Annotated in this window: 26 protein-coding genes; 19 read left to right on the forward strand and 7 right to left on the reverse strand. The window is 69.2% G+C overall.

Annotation, left to right across the window (positions count from 1 at the left end; all coding sequences use genetic code 11):
• Positions 1-29 precede the first annotated feature (29 nt).
• The 8 genes from EDC34_RS04395 (at position 30) to EDC34_RS04430 (ending at position 7,820) form a co-directional block, all read left to right on the forward strand.
• Complete coding sequence (locus EDC34_RS04395; RefSeq protein WP_114959369.1) at positions 30-2,180, forward strand: adenosylcobalamin-dependent ribonucleoside-diphosphate reductase; 2,151 nt, start codon at positions 30-32, stop codon at positions 2,178-2,180.
• Between the two features lie 111 nt (positions 2,181-2,291).
• On the forward strand, positions 2,292-2,813 hold the full coding sequence (locus EDC34_RS04400; protein ID WP_114959368.1) for a hypothetical protein: 522 nt from the start codon (positions 2,292-2,294) through the stop codon (positions 2,811-2,813).
• A 78-nt stretch (positions 2,814-2,891) separates the two neighbouring features.
• Positions 2,892-3,659, forward strand: coding sequence for a TSCPD domain-containing protein (locus EDC34_RS04405; protein ID WP_114959367.1), 768 nt, complete (start codon positions 2,892-2,894; stop codon positions 3,657-3,659).
• Between the two features lie 28 nt (positions 3,660-3,687).
• The gene (locus tag EDC34_RS04410; protein WP_132982851.1) at positions 3,688-5,349 is read left to right on the forward strand and encodes a hypothetical protein; all 1,662 of its coding nucleotides are present in this window, start codon (positions 3,688-3,690) and stop codon (positions 5,347-5,349) included.
• A gap of 114 nt (positions 5,350-5,463) precedes the next feature.
• On the forward strand, positions 5,464-6,501 hold the full coding sequence (locus EDC34_RS04415) for an alpha/beta hydrolase (RefSeq protein ID WP_114959366.1): 1,038 nt from the start codon (positions 5,464-5,466) through the stop codon (positions 6,499-6,501).
• 119 nt (positions 6,502-6,620) lie between these two features.
• A complete protein-coding gene (locus EDC34_RS04420) occupies positions 6,621-6,992 on the forward strand; it encodes a YciI family protein (RefSeq protein ID WP_114959365.1) in 372 nt (123 codons plus the stop codon).
• Between the two features lie 91 nt (positions 6,993-7,083).
• Complete coding sequence (locus EDC34_RS04425; RefSeq protein WP_114959364.1) at positions 7,084-7,626, forward strand: lipocalin family protein; 543 nt, start codon at positions 7,084-7,086, stop codon at positions 7,624-7,626.
• A gap of 5 nt (positions 7,627-7,631) precedes the next feature.
• Positions 7,632-7,820, forward strand: coding sequence for a CPXCG motif-containing cysteine-rich protein (locus EDC34_RS04430; RefSeq protein WP_114959363.1), 189 nt, complete (start codon positions 7,632-7,634; stop codon positions 7,818-7,820).
• A gap of 48 nt (positions 7,821-7,868) precedes the next feature.
• Here the strand turns inward: EDC34_RS04430 and EDC34_RS04435 are convergent, their stop codons facing one another.
• Complete coding sequence (locus EDC34_RS04435; protein ID WP_114959362.1) at positions 7,869-8,423, reverse strand: fasciclin domain-containing protein; 555 nt, start codon at positions 8,421-8,423, stop codon at positions 7,869-7,871.
• 250 nt (positions 8,424-8,673) lie between these two features.
• On the opposite strand from EDC34_RS04435, the gene EDC34_RS04440 reads away from it, so the two are divergent.
• Positions 8,674-9,123, forward strand: coding sequence for a hypothetical protein (locus EDC34_RS04440; protein WP_114959361.1), 450 nt, complete (start codon positions 8,674-8,676; stop codon positions 9,121-9,123).
• Between the two features lie 21 nt (positions 9,124-9,144).
• On the opposite strand, the gene ltaE is transcribed toward EDC34_RS04440, so the two are convergent.
• Entirely contained in the window at positions 9,145-10,164 is a 1,020-nt protein-coding gene (gene ltaE, locus EDC34_RS04445; RefSeq protein ID WP_114959581.1) for a low-specificity L-threonine aldolase, read from the reverse strand.
• A gap of 228 nt (positions 10,165-10,392) precedes the next feature.
• Between ltaE and EDC34_RS04450 the strand changes: the two genes are divergently transcribed.
• Positions 10,393-10,725 carry an EF-hand domain-containing protein gene (locus EDC34_RS04450; protein WP_114959360.1) on the forward strand — a complete coding sequence of 111 codons (333 nt, stop codon included), beginning with the start codon at positions 10,393-10,395 and terminating at the stop codon, positions 10,723-10,725.
• Between the two features lie 178 nt (positions 10,726-10,903).
• Positions 10,904-11,245: a zinc ribbon domain-containing protein YjdM gene (locus EDC34_RS04455; protein ID WP_114959359.1), complete on the forward strand. Its 342-nt coding sequence runs from the start codon at positions 10,904-10,906 to the stop codon at positions 11,243-11,245.
• Positions 11,246-11,257: 12 nt separating this feature from the next.
• On the opposite strand, the gene EDC34_RS04460 is transcribed toward EDC34_RS04455, so the two are convergent.
• Positions 11,258-12,313, reverse strand: coding sequence for a GGDEF domain-containing protein (locus EDC34_RS04460; protein WP_114959358.1), 1,056 nt, complete (start codon positions 12,311-12,313; stop codon positions 11,258-11,260).
• 109 nt (positions 12,314-12,422) lie between these two features.
• On the opposite strand from EDC34_RS04460, the gene EDC34_RS04465 reads away from it, so the two are divergent.
• Positions 12,423-13,469, forward strand: a complete 1,047-nt coding sequence (locus EDC34_RS04465) for a proline iminopeptidase-family hydrolase (protein WP_114959357.1) — start codon at positions 12,423-12,425, stop codon at positions 13,467-13,469.
• A 25-nt stretch (positions 13,470-13,494) separates the two neighbouring features.
• On the opposite strand, the gene EDC34_RS04470 is transcribed toward EDC34_RS04465, so the two are convergent.
• Positions 13,495-14,013 carry an adenine phosphoribosyltransferase gene (locus EDC34_RS04470; protein WP_140197724.1) on the reverse strand — a complete coding sequence of 173 codons (519 nt, stop codon included), beginning with the start codon at positions 14,011-14,013 and terminating at the stop codon, positions 13,495-13,497.
• 73 nt (positions 14,014-14,086) lie between these two features.
• Here EDC34_RS04470 and EDC34_RS04475 point away from each other — a divergent pair, with 73 nt between their 5' ends.
• Together EDC34_RS04475 and EDC34_RS04480 are read left to right on the forward strand one after the other, a co-directional pair.
• On the forward strand, positions 14,087-14,821 hold the full coding sequence (locus EDC34_RS04475) for an HAD family hydrolase (RefSeq protein ID WP_114959355.1): 735 nt from the start codon (positions 14,087-14,089) through the stop codon (positions 14,819-14,821).
• 31 nt (positions 14,822-14,852) lie between these two features.
• Positions 14,853-15,728 carry an SDR family NAD(P)-dependent oxidoreductase gene (locus EDC34_RS04480; protein ID WP_114959354.1) on the forward strand — a complete coding sequence of 292 codons (876 nt, stop codon included), beginning with the start codon at positions 14,853-14,855 and terminating at the stop codon, positions 15,726-15,728.
• A gap of 762 nt (positions 15,729-16,490) precedes the next feature.
• On the opposite strand, the gene prpF is transcribed toward EDC34_RS04480, so the two are convergent.
• On the reverse strand, positions 16,491-17,672 hold the full coding sequence (gene prpF / locus EDC34_RS04485; RefSeq protein ID WP_114959353.1) for a 2-methylaconitate cis-trans isomerase PrpF: 1,182 nt from the start codon (positions 17,670-17,672) through the stop codon (positions 16,491-16,493).
• 79 nt (positions 17,673-17,751) lie between these two features.
• Between prpF and polA the strand changes: the two genes are divergently transcribed.
• The 3 genes from polA (at position 17,752) to EDC34_RS04500 (ending at position 22,531) form a co-directional block, all read left to right on the forward strand.
• Entirely contained in the window at positions 17,752-20,499 is a 2,748-nt protein-coding gene (gene polA / locus EDC34_RS04490; RefSeq protein WP_114959352.1) for a DNA polymerase I, read from the forward strand.
• A gap of 556 nt (positions 20,500-21,055) precedes the next feature.
• Positions 21,056-21,601 (forward strand): class I SAM-dependent methyltransferase, encoded by a 546-nt coding sequence (locus tag EDC34_RS04495; RefSeq protein ID WP_205388033.1) that lies wholly within the window; start codon positions 21,056-21,058, stop codon positions 21,599-21,601.
• Between the two features lie 27 nt (positions 21,602-21,628).
• Positions 21,629-22,531: an alpha/beta fold hydrolase gene (locus tag EDC34_RS04500; protein ID WP_114959350.1), complete on the forward strand. Its 903-nt coding sequence runs from the start codon at positions 21,629-21,631 to the stop codon at positions 22,529-22,531.
• 152 nt (positions 22,532-22,683) lie between these two features.
• Here EDC34_RS04500 and EDC34_RS04505 read toward each other — a convergent pair whose 3' ends face one another.
• Positions 22,684-23,421: a glucose 1-dehydrogenase gene (locus EDC34_RS04505; protein WP_114959349.1), complete on the reverse strand. Its 738-nt coding sequence runs from the start codon at positions 23,419-23,421 to the stop codon at positions 22,684-22,686.
• Between the two features lie 121 nt (positions 23,422-23,542).
• Entirely contained in the window at positions 23,543-23,932 is a 390-nt protein-coding gene (locus EDC34_RS04510) for a YkgJ family cysteine cluster protein (protein ID WP_114959348.1), read from the reverse strand.
• A gap of 111 nt (positions 23,933-24,043) precedes the next feature.
• Between EDC34_RS04510 and oleC the strand changes: the two genes are divergently transcribed.
• Together oleC and oleD are read left to right on the forward strand one after the other, a co-directional pair.
• The gene (oleC, locus tag EDC34_RS04515) at positions 24,044-25,699 is read left to right on the forward strand and encodes an olefin beta-lactone synthetase (RefSeq protein WP_114959347.1); all 1,656 of its coding nucleotides are present in this window, start codon (positions 24,044-24,046) and stop codon (positions 25,697-25,699) included.
• The gene (gene oleD, locus EDC34_RS04520) at positions 25,696-26,697 is read left to right on the forward strand and encodes a 2-alkyl-3-oxoalkanoate reductase (RefSeq protein WP_114959346.1); all 1,002 of its coding nucleotides are present in this window, start codon (positions 25,696-25,698) and stop codon (positions 26,695-26,697) included. The genes oleC and oleD overlap by 4 nt, the downstream gene beginning before the upstream one ends.
• The last annotated feature ends 26 nt before the right edge of the window (positions 26,698-26,723 follow it).

The following is a 26,723-nucleotide window of genomic DNA, read 5'->3' on the forward strand; positions in this document are numbered from 1 at the left end:
TCTATAAAGACACAGGAGAGTCGAAGGGCATGAGCACGGCGAGGCTTGAAGCGGTGACCACGGACGCGAATCAGGACATCCCGATGCAGCCGGCGTCGGTGGACATCTGGGACAAGAAGTACCGCCTGAAGACCAAGCAGGGGGTGCCGCTGGATGCCGACATCGACGGCACCTACAAGCGCGTCGCCAAGGCGCTGGCCGAGGCCGAGCCCACCGCCGAGCTGCAGCAGTACTGGCAGGACCGCTTCCTGTGGGCGCTGCGCCGCGGGGCCATTCCCGCCGGCCGCATCACGTCCAACGCCGGCGCGCAGGAGCACAAGCCCGCCACCTCGACGATCAACTGCACCGTCTCCGGCACGATCGAAGATTCGATGGACGGCATCCTGGAGAAGGTTCACGAAGCCGGCCTGACCCTGAAGGCCGGCTGCGGCATCGGCTACGAGTTCAGCACCCTGCGCCCGCGCGGCGCGTTCGTGGCCGGCGCCGGCGCCTACACCTCCGGCCCGATGTCCTTCATGGATATCTACGACAAGATGTGCTTCACCGTGTCCTCCGCCGGCGGCCGCCGCGGCGCGCAGATGGGCACCTTCGACGTGTCGCACCCGGACGTGAAGGACTTCATCCGCGCCAAGCGCGAGGACGGCCGGCTGCGCCAGTTCAACCTGTCCCTGCTGATCACCGACGGCTTCATGCAGGCGGTTGAGAACGACGCCGACTGGCCGCTGGTGTTCCCGGTGAACATCAAGGAGAAGGGCGACGTCGACCTGGACGATCCGGCGCAGGTGGTCTGGCGCGAGTGGCCCACCCACCGCAACTACATCGTGCGCGACGACGGCCTGGTGGCCTGCAAGATCTACGGCCACATCCGCGCCCGCCACCTGTGGGACATGATCATGGTCTCGACGTACGACTACGCCGAGCCGGGGTTCATCCTGATCGACAAGGTCAACGAGATGAACAACAACTGGTGGTGCGAGACCATCCGCGCCACCAACCCCTGCGGCGAGCAGCCGCTGCCGCCGTACGGGGCCTGCCTGCTGGGCTCGGTGAACCTGACCAAGTTCGTCAAGCACCCCTTCACCGACCGCGCCGAGTTCGACTGGGAGGAATACAAGGAAGTCGTCCGCGTGTTCACCCGCATGCTGGACAACGTGGTGGAGGTCAACGGGCTTCCCTTGCAACAGCAAAGGGACGAGATCATGCGCAAGCGACGCCACGGCATGGGCTTTTTGGGCCTGGGCAGCACCATGACCATGCTGCGGATGAAGTACGGCAGCCAGGAATCGTGCGAGTTCACCGAGCGCATCGCCCGCGACATGGCGGTGGCCGGCTGGGAAACCGGCCTGGCGCTGGCGCGCGAGAAGGGCCCGGCCCCGATCATGGACGAGGTGTTCACCGTCACCGCCGAGATGCTGCGCAAGCGCCCGGAGATGGCGCGCGACGGCTGGAAGATCGGCCAGGAGATCCAGGGCAAGACCCTGCATGCGCGCTACAGCCGCTACATGCAGAAGGTGGCCGAGGTCGCGCCCGAGCTGGTGGACGAGCTGGCCGAGGTCGGCGCGCGCTTCACCCATCACACCTCGATCGCACCCACCGGCACGATTTCGCTGTCGCTGGCCAACAACGCCAGCAACGGCATCGAGCCCAGCTTCGCGCACCACTACAGCCGCAACGTCATCCGCGAGGGCAAGAAAACCAAGGAGAAGGTGGACGTGTTCTCCTTCGAGCTGCTGGCCTACCGCGCGCTGGTCAACCCGAAGGCCATGCCCTACGCCGAGGACCCGGCCGCCAAGCTGCCGGACTACTTCATCGCCGCCGACGACATCAGCCCGAAGGAGCACGTGGACGTGCAGGCCGCGGCGCAGAAGTGGGTGGATTCCTCCATCTCCAAGACCGCGAACGTCCCCACGGACTACCCGTACGAGGACTTCAAGGACATCTACCGCTACGCCTACCAGCAGGGCCTGAAGGGCTGCACCACCTTCCGCTTCAACCCGGCCGCCTTCCAGGGCGTGCTGGTGAAGGAAGCCGACCTCGAGAACACCACCTACCGCTTCGAACTGGAGGACGGCAGCGTGGTCGAGGTGAAGGGCAACGAGCAGATCGAATACGACGGCGAGGTGCACACCGCCGCCAACCTGTTCGATGCCCTCAAGGAAGGCTATTACGGCAAGTTCTGAGCGCGCCCGCGGCGGCGCGCGCGGAAGGCCGCGCCGCCTGCTGCACGCGCGCCGTTTCCGGGTATAGGATCGCGCTGCGGTACCCACCAACCACGCCCTTGAGGAGGGCCTATGAGCAATGGAGATGGAGTGACGGCGACCCTGTCGGATGCCGTTGAAACTGCGAAAGAGAAGGTTGCGGAAGTCGGCGGCGCGATGGCCACCACCGCCAGCGCCACCGTGGCGAAGGTGAAGAAGGCCGCGAAGTCGGCCGAGAAGAAGGTCAAGACCGAAGTGGCCAAGGCCAAGAAGGCGGTCGGCAAGACCGTGGCCAAGGCCAAGAAGAAGCTCGAAGCCGCCAGCAAGGACGCCAAGAAGGAAGTGGCCGCGCTGAAGAAGAAGGTCGCCGCCAAGAAAGCCGCCACCAAGAAGGCGGTGAAGAAGGTCGCGGCCAAGAAGCCGGCGGCGAAGAAGGCCGCCAAGAAAGTGGTGAAGAAGGCGGCCGCCAAGAAGGCCGTGGCCAAGAAGGCGGTGAAGAAGGCCGTGAAGAAGGTCGCGGCCAAGAAAGCCGTCGCCAAGAAAGCCGTGGCCAAGAAGGCACCCGCCAGGAAGCCGGCGGCGAAGAAGGCCGCCAAGAAGGCCGCCCGCAAGTAAGCCGTTCCCTTTGCGCCCGCCCGGCCGTGCCGGGCGTGGCGCGCAACCCGCAACGCACAGACCGCCAGAGTCAGGACCATGACCGTCAGGATCGAGAAGAAAATCAAGGGCTACGCCGTCGTCACCCCGGACGACAAGGCGAAGGAGAGCGCCAAGGCCGCGGAAGTCGCCGCGCCAGCCGCCCCCGAGGACAACGTGATCCAGATGCACGAGCGCATCGAGCGCCCGGAAGTCCTGATCGGCAGCACCTACAAGATCAAGTCGCCGCTGGTGGAACACGCCATGTACGTGACCATCAACGACATCGTGCTCAACGCCGGCACCGAGCACGAACACCGCCGCCCGTTCGAGATCTTCATCAACAGCAAGTCGATGGAGCATTTCCAGTGGATCGTGGCGCTCACCCGCATCATGTCCGCCGTGTTCCGCAAGGGCGGCGACGTCACCTTCATCGTCGACGAGATGAAGGCCGTGTTCGACCCGCGCGGCGGCTACTTCAAGGCCGGCGGCGTGTACATGCCGTCGCTGGTGGCCGAACTCGGCAGCATCGTCGAGGACCACCTGAAGTCCATCGGCCTGCTGCACGACCCGGAGATGAGCGAGCACCAGCGCGCGCTGATCGCCGAGAAGCGCAAGCAGTTCGAAGAGCGCTCAAAAAAAAACGCTGAACCCGCCGCGCCCGGCCTGAGCAGCACCGCCGGCCACCCCGAGGACATCGCCGTCACCGGCGAAGGCGCCAGCTTCCCGCCGTCCGCGACCATGTGCCACAAGTGCAACACCAAGGCCCTGGTGCTGATGGACGGATGCGCGACTTGTTTGAATTGCGGGTATAGCAAGTGCGGGTGAGGTAATGATTGATCGGGGGGAGGACGTAGTGGTTACGCCCGCTGAAAGTCGTCTGGTTAGTGCGACTTGGGGAGCTCTGGCCGCTTCTTCGCCCGACCCCATATCGTTGGCCAGGGAAAAAATACTGCGATGGGTTGCAAGCAGATCTGATGAGGCGCTGCCATCGAATGCATATTCCGGTGCATCTTTCTCGCTTGCATTAGGGCATTGCGACGTAATCTCAGGTAACGGGCTTTGGGCGCTTCGGTTCGATACGGCGGATGAAGAGCTTAGAGACGAGGCTGGAATTGAGCGTCGTTGGCGTACCGAGGCGGTAATTGCTGAGATAAAAGAGAAGGCAATTTTCACGGTGCGCTTGTCTGTGGTGACGGCGATACCGGGGGTGCCATTTTTCCGATCCTCGCCAAGCTTAGTGCGCGAACTCGCTGAGGCGCCAGGGCTAATCTTCGATGGTCTGCTTAATCCGCAGGAGCTAAGTCGCAATGCGGCGCTTTTGTTCCAGTTCTTATCGAGGAAAGACAGGCTTCCTGTACTTGCTGTAGCTGACAATGAAGATGGTTCTGAATCTTTTTATGTCCAGGCGATAAGTAAATCCGTCTGCGGCTTCGCTCATGTGGTTCGAATTCCAAACCAAACAGCTTGGGATATTACTAAAGCATTTGGCCGTAAATGGTCCGTCTTTAATGGCGCGTTGCGTCTCTTTATGCCAGGTGTTTCCCTGGAGCTGGGCAATTACAGGGATCATCCTATATGGCTAAAACAATCGCTTCCGGCGGATCGCGAGGGGGTGCGTGCTTTTACAAGGCGGCTTCTTGATCGGTTGCTTACTAGTTCTGTTTCGCGAACAGATTTGGATGAGTTGGCTCCAAGCTTTAACTCAATCAACTCACATCTACGGGCGCTTCAACTTGCGGATGCCTCGACTGTTGCAAGGAAGGCGCAGGCCGAGGTTGCAGCTGCGAAAACATCCGAAGATAGAGTTGCTGCGCAGCATCGACAAATCGACGCGATGCGGGTGGAGGCAGATAGCTTGCGTGCTCAAGTTGCATCTATCGATGCGAAATTGCTGGAGGCAATTCAAGATAGAGATATGGCATACGAGTTTAACCGGGAGCTCGAACAAGAAATTGATCGACTAAAAGCTCAGATTTTTGGTATCTCCGCACGAAATCGATCGCTGGAAGCGCAGCTGGCAGAATATGGTGAGGCTCGTGTAGCGGTGGAGCCATTAGTGTCGTTTGAGGATTTGGAAGATTGGTCGGAACGGCATTTCGCGGGTCGGTTGGTGATCCTGCCGAAAGCGGCGCGAGCGGCAAAGAAGGCTGTATATGAGGATGTGGATCACATTTCTAGCTGTCTAACTCTACTCGCCTCCCACTATGTTGATATGCGCAGGGGTCGTGATTCTGCAGCTGAATCATTTAGGAATGAATGCGAGCGTTTGAGGGTAGAAGTTTCTGATGTTGGGGAAGCGCTTCAGAATCATCGCTACAGGCAGCAGTTCCTTGCGCCCTATCAACGAGGAAGCATCGAGCTAGATCTGCATTTGGCTCCTGCCCCGGGTACATCTGAAAGGGGTAGCTGGGATCCTAAGAGGACTTATCGGATTTATTTTGCTTGGGATTCTGAGCAGGAAGTTGTTGTTATTGGTAGCTTGCCTGGTCATCTGACGACGAGTTTGACTCACTAACGAGCAAAACAGAGGGGAAACAAGGAACCAAAACGGTGTCAGGTTCACTTTTCCGATCCTTTTCCCCGCTTCAGGACTAAGCTGCTTTAGTCGCGGGTAGCGGAGGTGGGCGGGATGAGGCACCAAGTCGGATGGGGTCTGGGCCTTCTGCTACTTGCCCTGGCTGGCGTTGCCGCCGTGGACGCGCAGGCGCGGGTGGTGGTGGAGACGCTGCACTCCACGGCGCTGCGCGGCAATGCGATCGGGGATTCGCCGGACCGTGCGATCACGGTCTATCTGCCGCCCAGCTACGACACGCAGGTCGCCCGGCGCTATCCGGTGGTGTACCTGCTGCACGGGGCCACGTCCGAGCCCGGCGAGTGGTTCGACGGCAGCTACCAGGGCATGGACCTCGGCGCGGCGCTGGACCGCATGGCCGGCCCCGGCGAGTTCATCGTGGTGATGCCGGCGGCGAACAATCGCTACGGCGGTTCGTTCTACGTCAACTCCGCCCGCTTCGGCCGCTGGGAGGACTTCGTGGCGAAGGAGCTGGTGGCGTTCGTCGATGCTCGCTTCCGCACGCAGCCGGAGCGGCGCGCGCGCGGGCTGGCGGGGCAGTCGATGGGCGGATTCGGCGCCCTGTACCTGGCCGGCCGGCATCCCGACACGTTCGCCTATGTGTATGCCGTGAGCCCCTGTTGCCTGGGTTTCGTCGGCGACCTGGCGCAGGCGGGCGCGCGCTGGCGGCAGCCCCTCGGCGGCTGGCTGCGCGCGATGGCGATGGCCTTCGCTGCCCCGGGCAACACCGCCCCGGAGGCGGAGCCGCCGCTGCCGTTCACGGCCACGCCCGACGGTGGTGTTGAGCGGCACGTGGCCGTCGAGGCAACGTGGAAGCGCTACATGCCGCTATATCGGCTCGAGCGCGATCCGGCCGGCTATCGCCGCCTGTGCGGGATCGCCTTCGACGCCGGGCTGCAGGACCAGATCACCAGCGTGACGGCCGGCGCGCGCGCGTTTTCGCAGGCGCTGGATCGGCACCGCATCGCGCATGCCTTCGCCACCTACGACGGCACCCACACCGACCACACCCGCGAACGCTTCGAGACCGCGATGCTGCCCTTCTTCGCGCACGCCTTTGCTTCGGCCGCCGCGCCGAAGGCGTGTGCGCGGTAGGCAGGCATCGCGACACCGATCATCCGATGGCAGGCGCGGCGACGCGCCCTTGCCGGCAACCTGTCGATCCGCGCCCTGCCGGATCGTCGCAGTGGGACAACCCTTCCGGAGGACGCTCCATGAAATACCTCGGCCTTGCCTACTTCACCCCCGAACGCTTCGCCGCGCTTCCGCCCGACGCCGTGAAGGCGTTGGTCAGCCAATGCCCGCCGCTGGACCAGGCGATGCGCGCCACCGGCAAGGTGCGGTTGTCCGCATCGCTGGGCGACCTGGACACCTGGGCCACGCTGCGCCCGCGCGCCGGCAAGACGCACGTCAGCGACGGCCCCTACGCGGAGGCCAAGGAGGTGGTGGGCGGCCTGTTCATCATCGAAGCCGACAGTCGCGACGAGGCACTGCGCCTGGCCGCCATGCACCCGGCCGCGCAGATCGGCGAGGAGGGCGGCTGGGCGGTGGAGCTGATCCCGCTGGAGTTCTACCTGGAGGGGTGACGCCGGCTGGCGTGGGTGAGCCCCGCACGCATTCACCGCGCCACCACGCGCGGGGCGCGAGGATGCACGCATCCCCCGCCGGAGTTTGCCCATGCTGCGTCCCCTCGCATTCGCACTCGCGCTTGCCGCCGCCACGGCCACGGCGCAGGAACCGCCGCTGCCGAACGCGCCGGTGCCGGCGCTGGACCTGCAGCGCTACGCCGGCAGCTGGCACGAGATCGCGCACCTGCCGATGTTCTTCCAGCGCCAGTGCGTGGCCGATATCAGCGCCACCTACAGCCTGCGCGCGGACGGACTGGTGGGCGTGCGCAACGCCTGCCGCACCCGCGACGGGAGCTTCGACGTGTCCGATGGCGTGGCGCGCCGGGTGCCGGGCCAGCCGGGTGCGCTGCAGGTGCGCTTCGCGCCGGATTGGTTGGCGTGGCTGCCGTTCACCTGGGCCGATTACTGGGTGGTCGAGCTCGATCCCGACTACCGCTGGGCGGTGGTCGGCAGTCCATCGCGCAAGTACCTGTGGGTGCTCTCGCGCACGCCGGCGATGCCGCGCGCGGAGTTCGAGGCGATCCGCGAGCGCGCCGCCCGCCGCGGCTATCCGGTGCAGCGGCTGGTGCTGCCGCAGGGCACGCTGGAGTGAGCGCGATGCTGGACGCGCGCGACGTCGCCTGCCCGTACTGCGGCGAGACCATCACCCTGATGCTGGATGCCAGCGCCGGCGCGCAGCACTACATCGAGGACTGCGCGGTGTGCTGCCGCCCGATCACGGTGGTGGTGGAGGTGGAGGACGACGGCGCGCTCGCGCTGGCGGTGTATTCGCAGGACGAGGCCTGACGCGGGCGGCCACAGCCGCCCGCGGATGACGCGCGAACGATCAGGCGGTCACTGCGGCAGCAGCACGCCGTCGATCACGTGCACGATGCCGTTGCGCTGGCGCAGGTCGGCCGCGACCACCTTGGCGGTGCCGCCCTTGGCATCGGTCAGGATGATGCCGCCCATGCCGTCCGAGGTGGCGGTGAGGGTGCCGCCCTGCACGGTGGTCAACGTGGCGCGGCCGCCACCGGCGGCGATCTGCTTGGCGAGGCTGGCGGCATCCACGTTGCCGGCAACCACGTGGTAGGTCAGCACGCCGGTCAGCGCGTCCTTGGCCTGCGGCTGCAGCAGGCCGTCCACGGTGCCGGCCGGCAGCTTGGCGAAGGCGTCATTGGTGGGCGCGAACACCGTGAACGGGCCTGCGCCCTGCAGCGTGCCGACCAGGTCGGCCGCCTTCACCGCGGCCACCAGCGTGCTCAGGCTGGGGGTGGCCACGGCGGCCGCCACGATGTCCGGCTGGGCGTGGTCGGCCTTGGTGGCGGCGGGCGAAGCGGCCAGCGCGGGCTGGGCGCACAGGGCGATGGCGAGGGCGCTGGCGACGGCGTAAGGCAGGGTCGGCTTCATCGGAAGTCTCCGGAAAGAGTGGGGGAAGGGCAGCGCCTCCGCGCTACCCGCGCAGTGGCCGGCATGCAAGGCGTTGCCACCATCGATACGCGCGCCTTGTGGCGATGGATGCGCAGCGTGCAGCCCGGTGCGCGCGCGGCCGCACCTGAATGCGCGCAGGCCGCGATAGCCAGCGCGCGTTCAAGCAATCCTTGCTAGCGTCGGCCTGCACCGCCCGCCGGGCGGGACGAACCCGATCGAGGACGCCGACATGCGCAAGGCCCTGGCGATGGCTGCAGTGTGGTGCGCGCCGGTGCTGCCGGCACTGGCGGGAGGATGGCCGGAAGGCCCGCAGTCGGCGCTGGACCTGTCGCTGCCACCGGCGCAAGTCTTCGATTCTGCGCCGCTGGCCGCACCGGTGGCCGCGCCCGTGACCTCGCCGATGGCGCCGGGCATCGGCAATGCCGGCAGCGGCTGGGTGGCGGCTTCCGGCTGCCCGCGGGATGCGCAGGGCAACCCGCGCCATTTCAGCGGCAGCGTGAGCGCCGGCGTCGGCTACACCGAGCACTACGGCAGCAGCAACTTCACCGCGGCGCGCCTGCACTACTGCACCGATACCGCCACCGACGGCGGCAAGGCCGGCACCGTCAACGTGGACGTGCAGGTGGGCAATGCCAGCGGCCCCGGGCTGGTGCGCCCGTGGGGCTGGCGGCGCTGGTAGCGGCCGCCGCTTGCGCGCCGCTCAGGCGCGCGCGAAGAACCCGGCGAAGGCGTCGGCGGTGCGCGCGATCCCGGCGTCGTCCACGTCCAGATGCGTCACCAGGCGCAGCGTCGGCAGGTAGCCGATGCTGATGCGGATGCCGGCCGCGCGCAGGTGGGCATCCAGCGCGCGCAGATGCTCGGCCGGCACGTCGATGAACACCATGTTGGTGTGCTGGCCGAGCAGGGTGATGCCGTCGATCCCAGCCAGCGCCGCGGCCAGGCGCGCGGCACGCGCATGGTCCTCGGCCAGGCGCGCCACGTGGTGGTCCAGCGCGTGCAGGCAGGCGGCCGCGAGCATCCCGGCCTGGCGCCAGCCGCCGCCGCACACCTTGCGCCAGCGCCGCGCCTTGTCGATCAAGGCCTGCGTGCCCACCAGCACCGAGCCGACCGGCGCGCCGAGCCCCTTCGAGAAGCACACCGACACGCTGTCGAAATGCTGCGCGATCGCGCGCGCCGGCACTCCGCAGGCCACCGCGGCGTTGAACAGGCGCGCGCCGTCGAGGTGGTAGCCCAGGCCGTGTGCGCGGGCGAAGTCGCCCGCCGCGCGCAGGTAGTCCAGCGGCAGCGCGCGCCCGTGCCAGGTGTTCTCCAGCGCCAGCAGGCGGGTGCGCGCGAAGTGCGGATCGACCGGCTTGATCGCCGCGGCCACGCGCGCGAGCGGCAGCGTGCCGTCCTCGGCCTGCACGATCGGCTGCGGCTGGATCGAGCCGAGCACCGCCGCGCCGCCGCCCTCGAACTTGTAGGTATGCGCGTCCATGCCGACGAGGTATTCGTCGCCGCGCTCGCAGTGCGCCAGCAGCGCCAGCAGGTTCGACTGGGTGCCGCTGGGCACGAACAGCGCCGCCTCGAAGCCGAGTTCGTCGGCCAGCCGTGCCTGCAGCGCGTTCACCGTCGGGTCTTCGCCGTACACGTCGTCGCCGACCTCGGCGGCCAGCATCGCCGCGCGCATCGCGCTAGTCGGCCGGGTGACGGTATCGCTGCGCAGGTCCACCCAGTCCATCGTCATTGCAGTTGCACCGTGTGCGTGGGGAAGGCGCGACTTTACTGCGGATGCGCGCCGTGGTGCGCGCGCGGCCTAGCGTGGATCGCGCAGGCGGTGGTTAAGCCCGCGTCAGTGTTCAGGTTGTGGGGAACGGTGCGTTCAGAGCGCGTGGGTAAGGTGCGGGGTGTCGATGCGATCCGCATCGGCATCCATCCGTTTTGATCCCCCGCAGAACGAGGAGAACTTATGCGCAAGATCCAAACCCCGCTGGTCCTGTCCGCCGCCCTGCTGGCGTCCATCGCCACCACGTCCGCCTTCGCGCAGGACGCCGCCGTCCAGGCACAGGCGCAGGCGCAACCCCAGGACAAGGCCGCGCCCCGCCAGGACGAGGGCCACAAGAACTGGTGGGCCGAACTGGACGCGGACGGCGATGGCCGCCTGAGTGCCAACGAGGCCGCCGCGATGGAGAACGTGGCGAAGATCTTCCCGGCCGCCGATGCCGACCACGACGGCCAGCTGACGGTCGAGGAGTACAAGGCCTGGCTGGCCAGCAACGGCGGCGAGGCCGGCACGCCGTAAGCCTGGTCTCGCGGCCTGCCGCAATCCCCCATCCGGAGAGCACAACAACAGGCGCAGGACGCGCCACCGGACGCAGCGTGGCACGCAGGGCGGCGCAAGCCGCCCTGCGTTTTCCCGCGCCCGGGGGCATCCGCGGCGTCCGTTAGAATAGTCGCCCCCCCCTGTCACGGCATCCGCGATGTCCACGCTTCCTCCCTGCCCGAGCTGCGGCTCCGAATACACCTACGAGGACGGCGCGCAGCTGGTCTGCCCGGAATGCGGCCACGAGTGGCGCGCGGGTGAACCGGCGGCCGAGGACGAGGCGGTGCGCGTGGTCAAGGACGCCGTCGGCAACGTGCTGCAGGACGGCGATACCGTCACCGTCATCAAGGACCTGAAGGTGAAGGGGTCGTCGCTGGTGGTGAAGGTGGGCACCAAGGTGCGCAACATCCGCCTGGTCGACGGCGACCACGACATCGACTGCAAGATCGATGGCATCGGCGCGATGGGCCTGAAGTCGGAGTTCGTCAAGAAGGCCTGAGCGCCAGCGGCCTCAGGCGTGCACCCGGTTGCGGCCGGCGCGCTTGGCGGCGTACAGGGCCTCGTCCGCGCGCTGCAGCAGCGCCGCCTTGTCCTCGCCCGGCTGGCGCGCGGCTACGCCGATGCTGATGGTCACCGGCAGGCTGGTCGATGCCAGCGCCACCGCCCGGCGCAGCGCCTCGCAGTGCCGGCGGGCCGCGTCCAGGTCCATGCCCGGCAGCACCAGCGCGAACTCCTCGCCGCCGTAGCGTGCCAGCAGGCCGGCCTCGCCGTTGGCCACCCGCAGACTGGAGGCCACCCGCACCAGCACCTCGTCGCCCACCGCATGCCCGTGGGTGTCGTTGACCGCCTTGAAGTGGTCGATGTCGGCCAGCGCCACGCACAGCGCGGCGGTTCCCGCCAGCGCCTGTTCCAGCGCATCCGCCAGCGCGCGCCGGTTGGCCAGCCCGGTCAGCGGATCCATGCGCAGCTGCCGGGTCAGGTCCGCGTTCTCCAGCTTCAGGCTCTCGTTGAACGCATGCAGGGTCTGTTCGAACCAGGCGCGGTCCTCCAGCTGCAGTTTGAGCTCGCGCGCGGTGCGGCGCAGTTCCAGCAGCGCGGTGACCTGCCGCGACAGCGCCTGCAGGGCCTTGACCTGCGGCGGCGCCAGTTCGCGCGGGCGGCTGTCCATCACGCACAGCGTGCCCAGCGGATAGCCCTCCGGGGTCAGCAGCGGCGCGCCGGCGTAGAAGCGGATGCCGCCCTCGGCGGTGACCACCGGGTTGTCGTGGAAGCGGCGGTCCAGGGTTGCATCCTCGACCACGGTGACCTGGTCGGGGGTCAGGATGGCATGCGCGCAGAACGCGGTATCGCGGTCGGTCTCCGGCGCATCGTCCATGCCCAGCTTGGCCTTGAACCACTGGCGCTCGGCATCGATCAGGGTCACCGAGCCCATCGGCACGTCGCAGATCGCGGTGGCGATCGCCACCAGGTCGTCGAAATCCGCCTCGCGCGGGGTGTCCAGCACCTGGTAGCGGCGCAGGGCCCGCAGGCGCTCGGCTTCGTTGGCGGGCTTGGCGGGGCGCTGCATCGGCGGAAGGCGGCGGATAGAGACCCGCCTAGCCTAGCGCGCCCGGCGTCGCCGGTGTTGGGGCCGCGCCCGGCTTATAGTGCCGGGCAGGCCCAACGGGGAACCCACCATGCGCCAGCCGCTTGCCGCGCTCTTGCTGTGCCTTGCCAGCCTCCTCATCGTGCGTCCGGCCGCCGCCGCCGAACCGCCGCGCACGCCGACCCTCGCCAGCTACCACGCCGCCACCGGCGACGACGCCTGGACCGGCGGGGTGCGGATGATCCCGATCCACACCGCGCATGGCGACTTCCGGGTGTGGACCAAGCGCGTGGGCCACAACCCGCGGATCAAGGTCCTGCTGCTGCACGGCGGGCCGGGCGGCACCCACGAGGCGTTCGAGGCGTTCGACAGCTTCCTGCCGGCGGATGGCATCGAGTACTACTACTACGACCAGCTGGGCTCGTACTACAGCGACCAGCCCAAGGACATGACGCCGTTCCTGAGCATCGACCACTACGTCGAGGAAGTGGAACAGGTGCGCCAGGCGCTGGGCCTGGACCGCGACAACTTCTTCCTGCTCGGCCACTCCTGGGGCGGCATCCTCGGCATCGAGTACGCGCTGAAGTACCCGCAGCACCTCAAGGGGCTGGTGATCTCCAACATGATGTCCAGCATCCCGGCGTACAACCGCTACGCGCACGAGGTGCTGATGCCGCGGATGGACCCGGCCGCGCTGAAGGAGATCCTGGCGCTGGAGGCGGCGCAGAAATACGACGATCCGCGCTACGAGGAACTGCTGGCGCCGTTCTACGAGGAGCACGTGCTGCGGCGGCCGATGGCGCAGTGGCCGGAGCCGGTGCTGCGCGGGTTCGGCCGCCATCTCAACAAGGCGGTGTACGTGCCGATGCAGGGCCCCAGCGAGATGGGCGCCAGCGGCATCCTGGTGGACTGGGACCGCACCGCCGACCTGGCGAAGATCGCCGTGCCCACCCTGGTGATCGGCGCCGAGCACGACACCATGGACCCGAAGTGGATGCGGATGATGGCCTCGCGCCTGCCGCGCGGCGAATTCCTGTACCTGCCCAACGGCGGGCACATGGCGATGTACGACGACCAGCAGGCCTATTTCGCCGGGCTGCTGGCGTGGCTGCACAAGGTGGACGCCGCCGCACGCTGACGGCGCGTCCGCAGCGTCCGCCGCCTCACACCACCAGCGCGGCCTGCAGCGGCGCGGTGACCGGCCAGCGCGCGCGGCCGCCCAGCGCGGCGAGTTCCAGCAGCACGCCGGCGCCGGCGATCTCGGCCTGCAGCCGCTGCGCCAGGGCGCAGGCCGCGGCCAGGGTGCCGCCGGTCGCCAGCACGTCGTCCACCAGCAACACCCGCGCGCCCGGCGCCAGCGCGCCGGCCTGCACCTGCAGGGCATCCTCGCCGTATTCCAGCGCGTAGCGCTGCTCGCGCACCTCGCCGGGCAGCTTGCCGGGTTTGCGCAACGGCACCAGGCCGGCGCCGAGCGCGTGCGCCAGCGGCGCGCCGAGCAGGAAGCCGCGCGCCTCGATCGCCAGCACCGCGTCGATCCGCGCATCCCGCCACGGCGCGGCCAGCGCGGTGATCGCCGCGGCGAAGGCCTGCGGGTCGGCCAGCACCGGCATCACGTCCTTGAACAGGATCCCGGGCTTGGGGAAATCCGGGATGTCGCGCAGCAGGCGGGTCCAGTCGGTCATGGCGGTGGCGGCGGGGTGGCGGGAAGCGAGACGGCGCATCATGCCGCAGCGCCCGCCTGTTTAGAATGCGGCGATGGATTCCCCTTCGCCGCGCGGCATCGCGCTGGTCGGCTTCGATGCCGACGACACCCTCTGGCGCAGCCAGGACTACTTCGACGACGCGCAGGCGCAGTTCGAACGGATCATCTCCGCCTATGTTGACCTTCAGGACGTGGGCCGGCGCCTGTACGCATACGAGGCGCGCAACATCGCCATCTTCGGCTACGGCGTGAAGGGGATGGCGCTGTCGATGGTGGAGGCGGCGGTGGAAATCACCGAGGGCCGCATCAGCGCCGCCGACATCCACCGCATCGTGGAAATCGCCAAGGCGCTGCTGCAGCACCCGGTGGAACTGCTTCCGGGCGTGCGCGCGGCGGTGGAGGCGGTGGCCGCCGAGTTCCCGGTGGTGCTGATCACCAAGGGCGATTTGTTCCATCAGGAAGCGAAGGTGCGCCAGTCCGGGCTGTCCGACCTGTTCCGGCGGATCGAGATCGTCAGCGAGAAGGACCCGCCGACCTATGCGCGGCTGCTGGAGGAATTCGCGATCGCGCCGGCGCAGTTTTTGATGGTCGGCAATTCCCTGCGCTCGGACATCGCGCCGGTGCTGGCGCTGGGCGGCTGGGGCGTGCATGTGCCCTACCACACGACCTGGGCGCACGAGGCGCAGGCGCGGGTGGAGGCCGGCGGCGAGCGCATGCGCACGCTGCAGGCCATCGCCGCCCTGCCGCAGGCGGTGCGCGACCTGGCCGCCCTGGCCGTGGCAGGATGAGCGCCACCGACCACGCACGAGGGGGCGTTGCATGATCGACCTGAGCGGCCGGGTGGCCATCGTCACCGGCGCCGGCGGCGGGCTGGGTCGCGCGCATGCGCTGCTGCTCGCCAGCCGGGGCGCGAAGGTGGTGGTGAACGACCTCGGCGAGGACGCCGACCTGGTGGCCGCCGAGATCCGCGCCGCCGGCGGCAGCGCGCGCCCGGCGCAATGCGCGGTGGACGATCCGGTGGCGGTGCAGGCGATGGTGGACGCCGTGGCCGCCGACTGGGGCGGCATCGACATCCTGGTCAACAACGCCGGCATCCTGCGCGACAAGAGCTTCGCCAAGATGCCGCTGGAGGATTTCCGGCGCGTGCTCGACGTGCACCTGATGGGCGCGGTGCACTGCACCAAGGCGGTCTGGGACGGCATGCGCGCGCGCAACTACGGGCGCATCGTGATGACCACCTCCTGCAGCGGCCTGTACGGCAACTTCGGCCAGGCCAACTACGCGGCCGCCAAGATGGCGCTGGTGGGGTTGATGCAGACCCTCGGGATCGAGGGCGCCAAGCACGACATCCGGGTCAACTGCCTGGCCCCGACCGGCGCGACCCGGATGATGGAAGGCATCCTGCCGCCGGAGCAGCTGGCCTGGTTCAAGCCGGAGCTGGTCAGCCCGGCGGTGCTGGCGCTGGTGGCCGAGAACGCGCCCAACCGCGCCATCCTCAGCGCCGGCGCCGGCGGCTTCGAGCTGGCCTATATCGCGTTGACCCAGGGCATCCACCTGGGCGAGGCCGCCAGCGGCGAGCAGATCCTCGCGCGCTGGGCCGAGCTCACCGACCGCAGCAGCGACTTCGCGCCGATGCAGGGCTTCGACCAGGCCCGCCACGAACTGCGCAAGGCCGGCTTCCACGCCGATCCCTGAACACCGTCGCAGGGCCGGCCCCGTTTTTACGGGGCATTCACCCGAATCGCCGACACTGGACCCCCGCCGGACCTCCGGCACCCGCCGAGGAGCCTCGCATGCAACGCAACCGCCTCCTGCCGTCCCTCGCGCTTGCCCTTGCCTTGGCCGCCGGCCACGCGGCCGCGCAGGACATCTCCCTCCACTGGAATCCCCGCAGCGGCGACGTCTGGGTGGACACGTGGCTCGGCGACATGAACCGCTACGGCACCCGCTACCGCGACCCGTTCATCGACGAGATGGTGCGCTACCACGGCGCGCCGCGTGACCTGGTCACCGACCTGCTGCTGAACCGTCGCTGGGCCCCGGGCGACGTGTACTACGCCTGCGCGATCGCGCAGGTCATCGGCCGGCCCTGCCGCTACGTCGTCGACATGTGGGAGGCCAACCGCGGCCAAGGCTGGGGCGTGGTCGCGCAGCGCCTCGGCGTCAAGCCGGGATCGCCGGCCTTCCATCGGCTGAAGCAGGGCTTCGTCCCGACGTACGACCGCTGGTCGCGGCCGATCACCCTCGACGAGGAGCTGCGCCGCGCCTATCCGAACCGCGGCAAGTCGGGGCAAGCCCCCGGCCAGGCCGCGCATCCCGCCAAGGGCGCGCCTGCCGCCCATGGCAACGGGCACGGCAACGGGAACGGCAACACCGGTCGTGGCAATGAAAGGGCGTTGGCCTTGGCAAGGGCAAGGGCCACGGGCACTGACGCAGCCCGGGCAGGCCGCACGGCGCTCAGTCGTGCGGCACCCGCACCCAGCCTTCCATCAGCACCCGCGCGCTGCGGCTCATCACCGCGCGCGTCACCGTCCACTGGCCGTCGCGCTGTTCCACCGAAGCGCCCACCCGCAGCGTGCCGGAGGGATGCCCGAAGCGCACCGCGTCGCGGGTGCCGCCGCCGGCCGCCAGGTTCACCAGCGTGCCCGGCACCGCGGCGGCGGTGGCGATCGCCACCGAGGCCGTGCCCATCATCGCGTGGTGCAGCTTGCCCATCGACAGTGCGCGCACGTTGAGGTCGATCGCGTCGGCCGCGACCTGCTTGCCGCTGGAAGCCACGTAAGCCTTCGGCGGTGCCACGAACGCCACCTTCGGCGTGTGCTGGCGGGTGGCGGCCTCTTGCGGAGACTGGATCAGGCCCATGCGCAGCGCGCCGGCCACGCGGATCGCCTCGAGCTTCGCCAGCGCGGCCTTGTCGTCGTTGATCGCCGGCTGCAGCTCGGTGCCGTCATAGCCGATGTCGGCCGCGTTCACGAACACGGTGGGGATGCCGGCGGCGATCATCGTCGCCTTGAGCGTTCCCACGCCCGGCACGTCGAGATCGTCCACCAGGTGGCCGGTGGGGAACATCGCGCCGCCGGCCTCGCCCTCGTCGGACGGGTCGAGGAACTCCAGCACGATCTCCGCCGCCGGGAAGGTGACGCCGTCCAGTTCGAAGTCGCCGGTTTCCTGCACCTGGCCGCCGCTGACCGGTACGTGCACCAGGATGGTCTTGCCGATGTTGGCCTGCCACACGCGCACGGTCACGATGCCGTCCTGCGGGATGCGCTCGGCGGGAATGAAGCCGTTGGCGATCGCGAACGGGCCGACCGCGGTGGACAGGTTGCCGCAGTTGCCCGACCAGTCGACGAACGCGGTGTCGATGCTGACCTGGCCGTAGAGGTAGTCCACGTCGTGGCCGGGCCGGGTGCTGGCGGAGATGATCACGCACTTGGAGGTGGAGGAGGTCGCGCCGCCCATGCCGTCGGTGTGCTTGCCGTAGGGGTCGGGCGAGCCGATCACCCGCATCAGCAGCGCGTTGCGCGCCGGCCCCGGCACCTGTGCCTCGGCCGGCAGGTCCTGCAGCCGGAAGAACACGCCCTTGCTGGTGCCGCCGCGCATGTAGGTGGCGGGAATGCGGAGCTGCGGGGCGTGCGGCATAGCGGGACTCGCGTGGCGGTGGGGGGCGTCCATTATCCCTCCGCCGGCGCTGGCCGGCGCCGCTGCGTAGAATCGCGGGATGACACGCCTGGTCCTGATCGACGGTTCCTCCTACCTCTACCGCGCGTTCCACGCGCTGCCGCCGCTGTCGAACGCGGCCGGCGAGCCGACCGGCGCGCTGTTCGGCGTGGTCAACATGCTGCGCGGGCATCTGAAGGAGCAGCCCGAGCACATCGCCTTCGTGGTGGACGCGCCGGGGCCGACCTTCCGCGACGAGATGTACCCCGACTACAAGGCCAACCGCCCGCCGATGCCCGACGAGCTGCGCGCGCAGGTGGCGCCGATGCTGGACGTGGTGTCTGCGCTGGGCATCCCGATCCTGCGCGAGCCCGGGGTGGAGGCCGACGACGTGATCGGCACCCTGGCCGTGCGCGCGGCGGAGCAGGGCATGCAGGTGACCATCTCCACCGGCGACAAGGATTTCGCCCAGCTGGTGCGGCCCGGTATCGCGCTGGTCAACACCATGAGCGGCAGCCGGCTGGATTCGGAGGAGGCAGTGCGCGCCAAGTTCGGCGTGCGCCCGGCGCAGATCGTCGATTACCTGGCGCTGATGGGCGACAGCATCGACAACGTGCCGGGTGTGGAGAAATGCGGCCCCAAGACCGCGGCCAAGTGGTTGGACGAATACGGCTCGCTGGACGCGGTGATGGCGCAGGCCGAAGCGATGAAGGGCAAGCTTGGCGAGAACCTGCGCGCGGCGCTGCCGCGGCTGCCGCTGAACCGGCAGCTGGTCACCATCAAGACCGATGTGCCCCTGGATGTGGCGCCAGAAGATCTTGCCTTGCGTCCGCGCGACGTGGATGCGCTGCGCGCGCTCTATACCCGCTACGGCTTCAACCAGGCGCTGAAGGAGCTGGACGCCGGGGCGTCTGCGGCGGCCGCTCCCGCGCCTGTCGCCACGGCTGCGTCTGTAGCCGCGCAGACCGACCCCGCGCTGGCCGCGCCCGGCGAATACGAGACGGTGCTGACGCAGGCCCAGCTCGACGCCTGGATCGCGCGCCTGCAGGCAGCGGCGGAGTTCGCCTTCGACAGCGAGACCGACAGCCTCGATCCGTTGCGCGCCAATCTGGTGGGCCTGAGCTTCAGCGTGGAACCCGGGCGTGCCTGCTACATCCCGCTGGCGCACGTCTATCCCGATGCGCCGGCGCAGCTGGACCGCGCCGCGGTACTCGAGGCGCTGCGCCCGCTACTGGAGGACCCGGCGAAGCACAAGCTCGGCCAGCACGGAAAGTACGACCTGCACGTGCTGTGCCGGCACGGTATCCAGGTGCGTGGTTACGCCGACGACACGATGCTGGAAAGTTTCGTGCTGGAGGCGGGCCTTGCGCGCCACGACATGGATTCGCTGGCACGCCGCCATCTTGGCTATACCACCATCAAGTACGAGGACGTGGCCGGCAAGGGCGCCAGGCAGATCCCGTTCTCGCAGGTCGCGATCGACGCCGCCACCCGCTATGCCGCCGAGGATGCCGACATCACCCTGCGCCTGCACCGCGTGTTGCGGCCGAAGCTGGAGGCGGAGCCGGCGCTGTTGGCGGTCTATCGCGATATCGAGATGCCGCTGGTACCGGTGCTGGCGCGGATCGAGGACAACGGCGTGATGATCGACGTGGAGGAGCTGCGCCGGCAGTCGGCCGACCTCTCGCGGCGCATGCTCGCCCTGCAGCAGCGCGCTACCGCGCTGGCCGGGCGCAGCTTCAACCTGGATTCGCCCAAGCAGCTGGGCGCGCTGCTGTTCGACGAGCTCAAGCTGCCGGCGCGGGTGAAGACCCCGGGCGGCGCGCCTTCCACCAACGAGGAGGCGCTGGAGGCGATCGCCGACCTGCACGAGCTGCCGCGGGTGATCCTCGACTACCGCAGCCTGGCCAAGCTGCGCAGCACCTATACCGACAAGCTGCCGGAGATGGTCAACCCCGACACCGGGCGCGTGCACACCAGCTATCACCAGGCCGGCGCCGCCACCGGGCGGCTGTCCTCGTCCGATCCCAACCTGCAGAACATCCCGGTGCGCACCGAGGAGGGTCGGCGCATCCGCGCCGCGTTCATCGCGCCGCCCGGGCGCCGGATCGTCTCGTTCGACTATTCGCAGATCGAGCTGCGGATCATGGCCCACCTGTCGCAGGACCCGGCGCTGCTGCGCGCATTCGCGCAGGGCGCCGACATCCACCGCGCCACCGCCGCCGAGGTGCTGGGCAAGCCGCTGGAGGCGGTGACCAGCGAGGAGCGGCGCGCGGCCAAGGCGATCAACTTCGGGCTGATCTACGGCATGGGCGCGTTCGGGCTGGCGCGCCAGCTGGGGATCGACCGCGGCCAGGCGCAGGACTACATCGCGCTCTATTTCAGCCGCTATCCGGGCGTGCGCGACTACATGGAGCGCACCCGCGCGCAGGCGCGCGAGCAGGGCTACGTCGAGACCGTGTTCGGGCGCCGGTTGGCGCTGGAGTACATCCACTCGCGCAATGCCGCGCAGCGCGCCGGCGCCGAGCGCGCCGCGATCAACGCGCCGATGCAGGGCACCGCCGCCGACATCATCAAGCGCGCGATGGTGGCCGTGGATGCGTGGCTGGAGGACCAGCGCACCGCCGCCGGCGCGCCGCGCGCGCTGATGATCCTGCAGGTGCACGACGAGCTGGTGTTCGAGGCCGATGCCGATTTCGTGCCCGAGTTGCAGGCCAAGGTGCCCGCGCTGATGGCCGGCGTGGCCGACCTGCGCGTGCCGCTGCTGGTGGAAGGCGGCGTGGGCGCGAACTGGGACGAGGCGCACTGACGCCGCCGCGCGGATGCCGCCTGCGGGCGGGGGTGGCAAGCCCGAAACCGTGACCGAATGCCGGCGCGGGCGGCAGCGGCCGGAATGCAATGAATCATTCCTGAACCGAACGGTTTTTTAACCCGAATCTTCACGAACCATCAAGGCGCGGAGTGGTCATATAGCCCGCAACAGGTGCAACGCCTGTTGTCGATCACTACCCCTCCCCTGGTGTGATCAACCGGAAGGCAACCGGTCCTCCCCAACCGGCCTTCCCCGGCCCCGCAGTCCCCCCTGGCTGCGGGGCTTTTTCTTTTCCGCTCCCGCTTCTTCCGCGTGCGTCCGGCCATGCGCGCCTCGCCCGCCGTCCCCGCCACCCCGCCGGCCTACAATGCGCCCTCCATCGACTGCAGGTGCCCAGCATGCAGCGGGAGTCCCCTGATCCAGCCGTGTGCGGCCGTCGCCGATGCTGACCGCCGCAGCGCTTCCCCCCTGCGCGCTCTGCGCGGGCGAGACGCGGGCGTTCTGCGCGGATCGCGCGCGCCGCTATTTCGAATGCACGTGTTGCGCCCTGGTGATGGCCGATCCGGCCTCGCACCTGTCCGCGGTGGAGGAACGCGCGATCTACGACCTGCACCAGAACGATCCCGCGGATGCGCGCTACCGCGCGTTCCTGGCGCGGCTGGCGGAGCCGCTGCTGGCGAAGCTGGCGCCGGGCATGCGCGGGCTGGACTTCGGCTGCGGGCCGGGGCCGGTGCTGGCGCTGATGCTGCGCGAGGCGGGCATGGCGATGGCGGCCTACGACCCGTTCTACGCGCCGGACGCGACGCTGCTGCAGGCGCAGTACGACTTCGTCACCTGCACCGAGGTGGTGGAGCATTTCCGCGATCCGCTGGCCGGCTGGACGCAGCTGGCCGCATTGGTGCGCCCCGGTGGCTGGCTGGGGGTGATGACCCAACTGGCGCCGGCGCTGCCGGCGAACTTCCTGCGCTGGCGCTACCGCGACGACCGCACCCACGTCAGCTTCCACCGCCTGGCCACGCTGGAGTGGCTGGCGGCCCGCTTCGGGTTCGCGCTGGAGCAGGTGGAGAGCCAGGCCTTCCTGCTGCGCAGGCAGGGCTGAGGCAGGCGCACCGCCTACAATGGGCGGATGCGCTTTCCCGACTATCCGTTCACCCCGCACCGCTTCGACGTCCGCCCCGGCATCGCGATGTCCTTCCTCGATGAAGGACCGCGCGATGGCGAGGTGGTGGTGATGCTGCACGGCAATCCGTCGTGGAGCTATTACTGGCGCCACTTGGTGTTGGGCCTGCGCGACAAATACCGCTGCATCGTGCCCGACCACGTCGGCATGGGCCTGAGCGACCGTCCGGACGATGGCGTGTCCGCGCAGCCGCGCTACGACTACACCCTGCAATCGCGCATCGATGATCTCGATGCGCTGCTGAAGCACCTCGGCATCGACGGCCCAGTGACGCTGGCGGTGCACGACTGGGGCGGGATGATCGGCTTCGGCTGGGCGCTGCGCGATCCCGCGCGGATCCAGCGCCTGGTCATCACCAACACCGCCGCGTTCCCCCTGCCGCCGGCCAAGCGCTTCCCGCGCCGGCTGGCGATGGGACGCGATTCGCGCCTGGGCGGCTGGCTGATCCGCCGCTTCAACCTGTTCGCGCGCGGCGCGGCGTGGTTCGGCACCAAGCGCTCGCTGCCGAAGGACGTGCGAGCGGCGTATGCCGGCGTGTACGACGGCTGGGACAACGCGATCTCCACCCTGCGCTTCATGCAGGACATCCCGCTGCACGACGGCGACCGCGCGCTGCCGCTGGTGCAGGCCAGCGCACGCGCGCTGCCGGGCTATGCGGACCGCCCGGCGTTCCTCGGCTGGGGTCTGCGCGATTTCGTGTTCGACCAGCACTTCCTCGACGGCTTCCGCAAGGCGCTGCCGAACGCGGAAGTGCATGCCTACGCCGATGCCGGCCATTACGTGCTGGAAGACAAGCACGAGGTGCTGGTGCCGCTGATCCGGGCGTTCCTGGACCGCCATCCGCTTTAGCGCCAGCTCCAGCACGTGGCATCGACGGAACGATGGCACTGCAAGTTGCGAGGCCAGCCGGATGGCAGCGGCCGCGCAACCAAGCGAGTATCGGGGAGCGACTTGCGAGGCCGCTGCCGTGCGGTTGGCTGGCTCCGGCGGTAACAGCGTCGTCAGAGAATCCAGCCGCCGTCCACGGTCAGCTCCGCGCCGGTGATGAAGCCGGCGTCCGGACCGACCAGGAACGCCACCGCGGCGGCGATTTCCTCGGGCTTGCCGATGCGCTTCAACGGGGTGGCCTCGATGCCGGCCTGGTTGGCGTCGGGTGGGTTGTTGTCGAGCATCGGCGTGTCGATGAAGCCCGGATGCACCGAGTTCACCCGGATGTACGCCGGCGCCAGTTCCAGCGCGGCGGTCTTGGTCATCCCGCGCACCGCCCACTTGGTGCCCACGTAGGCAGCCGCATTGGGGAAGCCCAGCTGGCCGGCGATCGAGCTGATGTTGACGATGCAGCCACCGCCGGCCGCGCGCAGCGGCACCTGGCCGTGCTTCATGCCCAGGAACACGCCCAGTTGGTTGACCCGGAACTGCTGCTCGACGTCGTGCACGGCGGTGTCGGCGATCTGCCCGGGATGGAAGATGCCTGCATTGTTCACCACGATATGCAGGCCACCGAAGTGCGCCGTCGCCGCAGCCAGGGTGTCCACCCATGCGGCTTCGTCACTCACGTCGTGATGGAAGTAGGCGACGCGCTCGCCCAACTCGGCGGCCAGCGCCTGGCCAAGGTCATCGAGGATGTCGGTGATGGCGACGCGCGCGCCATCCGCGTGCAGGCGGCGGACGATGGCGGCACCGATGCCGCGCGCTCCGCCGGTGACCAGGGCGATCTTGCCTGCGAGCGTTTCGTTCATGGCATCCCTCCGCGGCCAATGGAAGGTCAGCCTGCGCGAACGCGCGGCGGGATGCTTTGATCGGCATCAAACCGACGCCGGGGCAGGGGACGCGCGGGTGGGCGGATGAAGCGGGTGGGATTCACTTCGGAGCGAGCGGCTCCGGCGTGGTGTGACCGGCTTCGGCCACGTCCACCCAATCTGCGGGCGTCAACACCGGCAGGCCATAGGCGAGGCGGGCCTTGTCGCACTGCGGGCTGGGCCGGCCGAATTCCCACGAGGCATCGACTTCGCGGCAGACCGAGGGGCGGTTGGGGTGGATGGTGCAGCGCGAATGGCGGCCGATGTCGGCCTCCAGCGCCACGCAGCGGATCGGCGGTGCGTAGGTGCCGCGCATGCACAGGCGGTGGGCGTCCACGCGCTCGGTGAGCGCGGCCGGCACCCCGCCCGGGGTCACCTCGTCCGATTCCATCCAGTGGAAGGCGACGCGGTACTGGGTGCAGCAGGCGCCACAGGTCAGGCAGGGATGCATGCGGGCGGGCCGGGCGGTGCGCGGCGGAAGCGGCGGGGCCGCGATTGTTGGCCGCTGCCGCGCGCCGTGCAAGGGGCGGCGCGGGTGGCGGGCGCGGGCGATAATGCCGGCATGAGCGAACCCTGCAACATCGCCGCGGCGCTGCCGCATCTGGCGCGCGAGCGTCCCGGCCAGGTGGCCATGCGCTGCCCCGGCGCGGGCGGCCGCTACGACCTGGCGTTGACCTATGCCGAGCTGGACGCGCGCAGCGATGCGATCGCCGCGGGCCTGGCCCGGCGCGGGATCGTGCGCGGCACCCGCACGGTGGTGATGGTGCGGCCCACGCCGGAGTTCTTCCTGTTGATGTTCGCGCTGTTCAAGGCCGGCGCGGTGCCGGTGCTGGTGGACCCCGGGATCGACAAGCGCGCGCTCAGGCAATGCCTGGACGAGGCGCAGCCGCAGGCGTTCATCGGCATCCCGCTGGCGATGCTGGCCAAGGCGCTGCTGGGCTGGGCGCGTGCGGCGCGGGTGCGCATCACCACCGGGCGCTGGCCGCTGCTGGCGGATGCAACCCTGGCCCAGGTCGAGGCCGAGGGCACCGGCGCCGGGCCGCAGCTGGCCGCGACCGAGGGCGAAGAGGTGGCCGCGATTTTGTTCACCAGCGGCAGCACCGGCGTGCCCAAGGGCGTGGTGTACCGGCACCGGCATTTCGTGGCGCAGATCGAAATGCTGCGCGCGGCGTTCGCGATCGCCCCCGGCGGGGTGGATTTCCCCACCTTCCCGCCGTTCGCGCTGTTCGATCCGGCCCTCGGCCTGACCAGCATCATCCCCGACATGGACCCCACGCGCCCGGCGCGCGCCGACCCGCGCAAGCTGCATGCCGCGATCGCGCGTTTCGGTGCCGACCAGCTGTTCGGCTCGCCGGCCCTGATGCGCGTGTTGGCCGATCACGGCCAGCCGCTGCCCACCCTGCGCCGGGTCACCAGCGCCGGCGCGCCGGTGCCGCCCGAGGTGGTCGAGAAAATGCTGGCGCTATTGCCGCCGCAGGCGCAGTTCTGGACGCCCTACGGCGCCACCGAATGCCTGCCGGTGGCGGTGATCGAGGGCCGCGAGCTGTTGACCTTGCGCGCGCGCACCGAGGCCGGCGCCGGCACCTGCGTCGGACGCCCGGTGGCAGGCAATACGGTGCGCATCATCCGCATCGATGATGATGCGATCCCGGAGTGGCATGACGGCCTGCAAGTCGCGCCGGGGCAGGTGGGCGAGATCACGGTCGCCGGGCCCAGCGCCACCGATGCCTACTTCAACCGCGAGGCGCAGACCGCGCTGGCCAAGATCCGCGAAGCCCTGCCCGGCGGCGGCGAGCGCATCGTGCACCGCATGGGCGATCTCGGCTGGTTCGACGGCGAGGGCCGGCTGTGGTTCTGCGGGCGCAAGTCGCAGCGGGTCGTCGTCGATGCGGCCACGACCTTGTGCACGGAACAGGTCGAACCCGTGTTCAACACCCATCCCGAGGTGGCGCGCAGCGCGCTGGTCGGGGTGGGGGCGAAGGGCGCGCAGGTGCCGGTGCTGTGCGTGGAATTGAAGCGCGGCATCGACAAGCGCGAATGGCCGCGCATCGAAAACGAATTGCGCCAGCTTGCCGATGGCTTCGTGCATACCGCGAAGGTCGCGCGGTTCCTGTATTACCCCAAGCCATTCCCGGTGGACATCCGCCACAACGCCAAGATCGGCCGCGAGCGGCTGGCGGCCTGGGCCGCGGCGCGACTGGAGGACGCATCCGCATGAACATCCTCGTCACCGGCGGTGGGGGCTTCCTCGGCCAGGCGCTGTGCCGCGCGCTGCTGGCGCGCGGCCATGCGGTCACCAGCGTCAGCCGCAGCCATCATCCCGCGCTGGAGGCGCTGGGCGTGCCCCAGCGGCAGGCCGACCTGGCCGACCGCGAGGCGGTGCTGCGCGCATTCGACGGCGGCTTCGACGCAGTGCTGCACAACGCCGCCAAGGCCGGCGCCTGGGGCAGCCATGCCAGCTATTTCAGTGCGAACGTGCTGGGCACCCGCAACGTCATCGCGGCCTGCCGCGCGCACGGCATCGGCCGGCTGGTGCATACCTCCACGCCCAGCGTCGCCCATCGCGCCACGCATCCGGTCGAGGGCGCGTCCGCCGACGAGGTGCCCTATGGCGAGGGCGTGAAGGCGCATTACGCCGCGACCAAGATCATCGCCGAGCGCGAAGCGTTGGCGGCCAACGGCCCGGACCTGGCGACGGTGGCGCTGCGCCCGCGCCTGATCTGGGGCCCCGGCGATACCCAGATCCTGCCGCGGCTGGTGGAGCGCGCGCGCAGCGGCCGCTTGCGCCTGGTCGGCAGCGGCGACAACCTGGTCGATACCACCTACATCGACAACGCCGCGCAGGCGCACGTCGATGCGCTCGACCACCTGCATCCGGGCGCGGCCTGCGCCGGCCGCGCCTACTTCATCAGCAACGGCGAGCCATGGCCGTTGCGCGCGGTGCTCAACGGCTTGCTGCGCGCCGCCGGGGCGCCGGAAGTGCATGCGACCATCCCGTTCCGCGCGGCTTACGCGCTCGGCGCCGTCTGCGAGGGGCTGTGGACGCTGCTGCCGCTGCGCGGCGACCCGCCGATGACGCGCTTCCTCGCCGAGCAGCTGGCCACGCCGCACTGGTATTCGATGGCGCCGGCGGCACGCGATTTCGGCTACGCCCCGCGGGTGTCGATGGCGGAGGGGATGGCGCGGCTGCGCGCGTCGCTGGCGGCGCAAACCTGAACGCCGGCGATGCCCTTCACCTCACG

The organism is Thermomonas haemolytica, from assembly GCF_004346265.1.
In the GTDB taxonomy this organism is placed as follows: Bacteria; Pseudomonadota; Gammaproteobacteria; order Xanthomonadales; family Xanthomonadaceae; genus Thermomonas; species Thermomonas haemolytica.

Bases quoted from the DNA above. Each gene is read 5' to 3' on its own strand.
- EDC34_RS04395 (WP_114959369.1), top strand. From the start codon at position 30: ATGAGCACGGCGAGGCTTGAAGCGGTGACCACGGACGCGAATCAGGAC.
- EDC34_RS04400 (WP_114959368.1), top strand. From the start codon at position 2,292: ATGAGCAATGGAGATGGAGTGACGGCGACCCTGTCGGATGCCGTTGAA.
- EDC34_RS04405 (WP_114959367.1), top strand. From the start codon at position 2,892: ATGACCGTCAGGATCGAGAAGAAAATCAAGGGCTACGCCGTCGTCACC.
- EDC34_RS04415 (WP_114959366.1), top strand. From the start codon at position 5,464: ATGAGGCACCAAGTCGGATGGGGTCTGGGCCTTCTGCTACTTGCCCTG.
- EDC34_RS04420 (WP_114959365.1), top strand. From the start codon at position 6,621: ATGAAATACCTCGGCCTTGCCTACTTCACCCCCGAACGCTTCGCCGCG.
- EDC34_RS04425 (WP_114959364.1), top strand. From the start codon at position 7,084: ATGCTGCGTCCCCTCGCATTCGCACTCGCGCTTGCCGCCGCCACGGCC.
- EDC34_RS04430 (WP_114959363.1), top strand. From the start codon at position 7,632: ATGCTGGACGCGCGCGACGTCGCCTGCCCGTACTGCGGCGAGACCATC.
- EDC34_RS04435 (WP_114959362.1), bottom strand. From the start codon at position 8,423: ATGAAGCCGACCCTGCCTTACGCCGTCGCCAGCGCCCTCGCCATCGCC.
- EDC34_RS04440 (WP_114959361.1), top strand. From the start codon at position 8,674: ATGCGCAAGGCCCTGGCGATGGCTGCAGTGTGGTGCGCGCCGGTGCTG.
- ltaE (WP_114959581.1), bottom strand. From the start codon at position 10,164: ATGGACTGGGTGGACCTGCGCAGCGATACCGTCACCCGGCCGACTAGC.
- EDC34_RS04450 (WP_114959360.1), top strand. From the start codon at position 10,393: ATGCGCAAGATCCAAACCCCGCTGGTCCTGTCCGCCGCCCTGCTGGCG.
- EDC34_RS04455 (WP_114959359.1), top strand. From the start codon at position 10,904: ATGTCCACGCTTCCTCCCTGCCCGAGCTGCGGCTCCGAATACACCTAC.
- EDC34_RS04460 (WP_114959358.1), bottom strand. From the start codon at position 12,313: ATGCAGCGCCCCGCCAAGCCCGCCAACGAAGCCGAGCGCCTGCGGGCC.
- EDC34_RS04465 (WP_114959357.1), top strand. From the start codon at position 12,423: ATGCGCCAGCCGCTTGCCGCGCTCTTGCTGTGCCTTGCCAGCCTCCTC.
- EDC34_RS04470 (WP_140197724.1), bottom strand. From the start codon at position 14,013: ATGACCGACTGGACCCGCCTGCTGCGCGACATCCCGGATTTCCCCAAG.
- EDC34_RS04475 (WP_114959355.1), top strand. From the start codon at position 14,087: ATGGATTCCCCTTCGCCGCGCGGCATCGCGCTGGTCGGCTTCGATGCC.
- EDC34_RS04480 (WP_114959354.1), top strand. From the start codon at position 14,853: ATGATCGACCTGAGCGGCCGGGTGGCCATCGTCACCGGCGCCGGCGGC.
- prpF (WP_114959353.1), bottom strand. From the start codon at position 17,672: ATGCCGCACGCCCCGCAGCTCCGCATTCCCGCCACCTACATGCGCGGC.
- polA (WP_114959352.1), top strand. From the start codon at position 17,752: ATGACACGCCTGGTCCTGATCGACGGTTCCTCCTACCTCTACCGCGCG.
- EDC34_RS04495 (WP_205388033.1), top strand. From the start codon at position 21,056: ATGGCCGATCCGGCCTCGCACCTGTCCGCGGTGGAGGAACGCGCGATC.
- EDC34_RS04500 (WP_114959350.1), top strand. From the start codon at position 21,629: ATGCGCTTTCCCGACTATCCGTTCACCCCGCACCGCTTCGACGTCCGC.
- EDC34_RS04505 (WP_114959349.1), bottom strand. From the start codon at position 23,421: ATGAACGAAACGCTCGCAGGCAAGATCGCCCTGGTCACCGGCGGAGCG.
- EDC34_RS04510 (WP_114959348.1), bottom strand. From the start codon at position 23,932: ATGCATCCCTGCCTGACCTGTGGCGCCTGCTGCACCCAGTACCGCGTC.
- oleC (WP_114959347.1), top strand. From the start codon at position 24,044: ATGAGCGAACCCTGCAACATCGCCGCGGCGCTGCCGCATCTGGCGCGC.
- oleD (WP_114959346.1), top strand. From the start codon at position 25,696: ATGAACATCCTCGTCACCGGCGGTGGGGGCTTCCTCGGCCAGGCGCTG.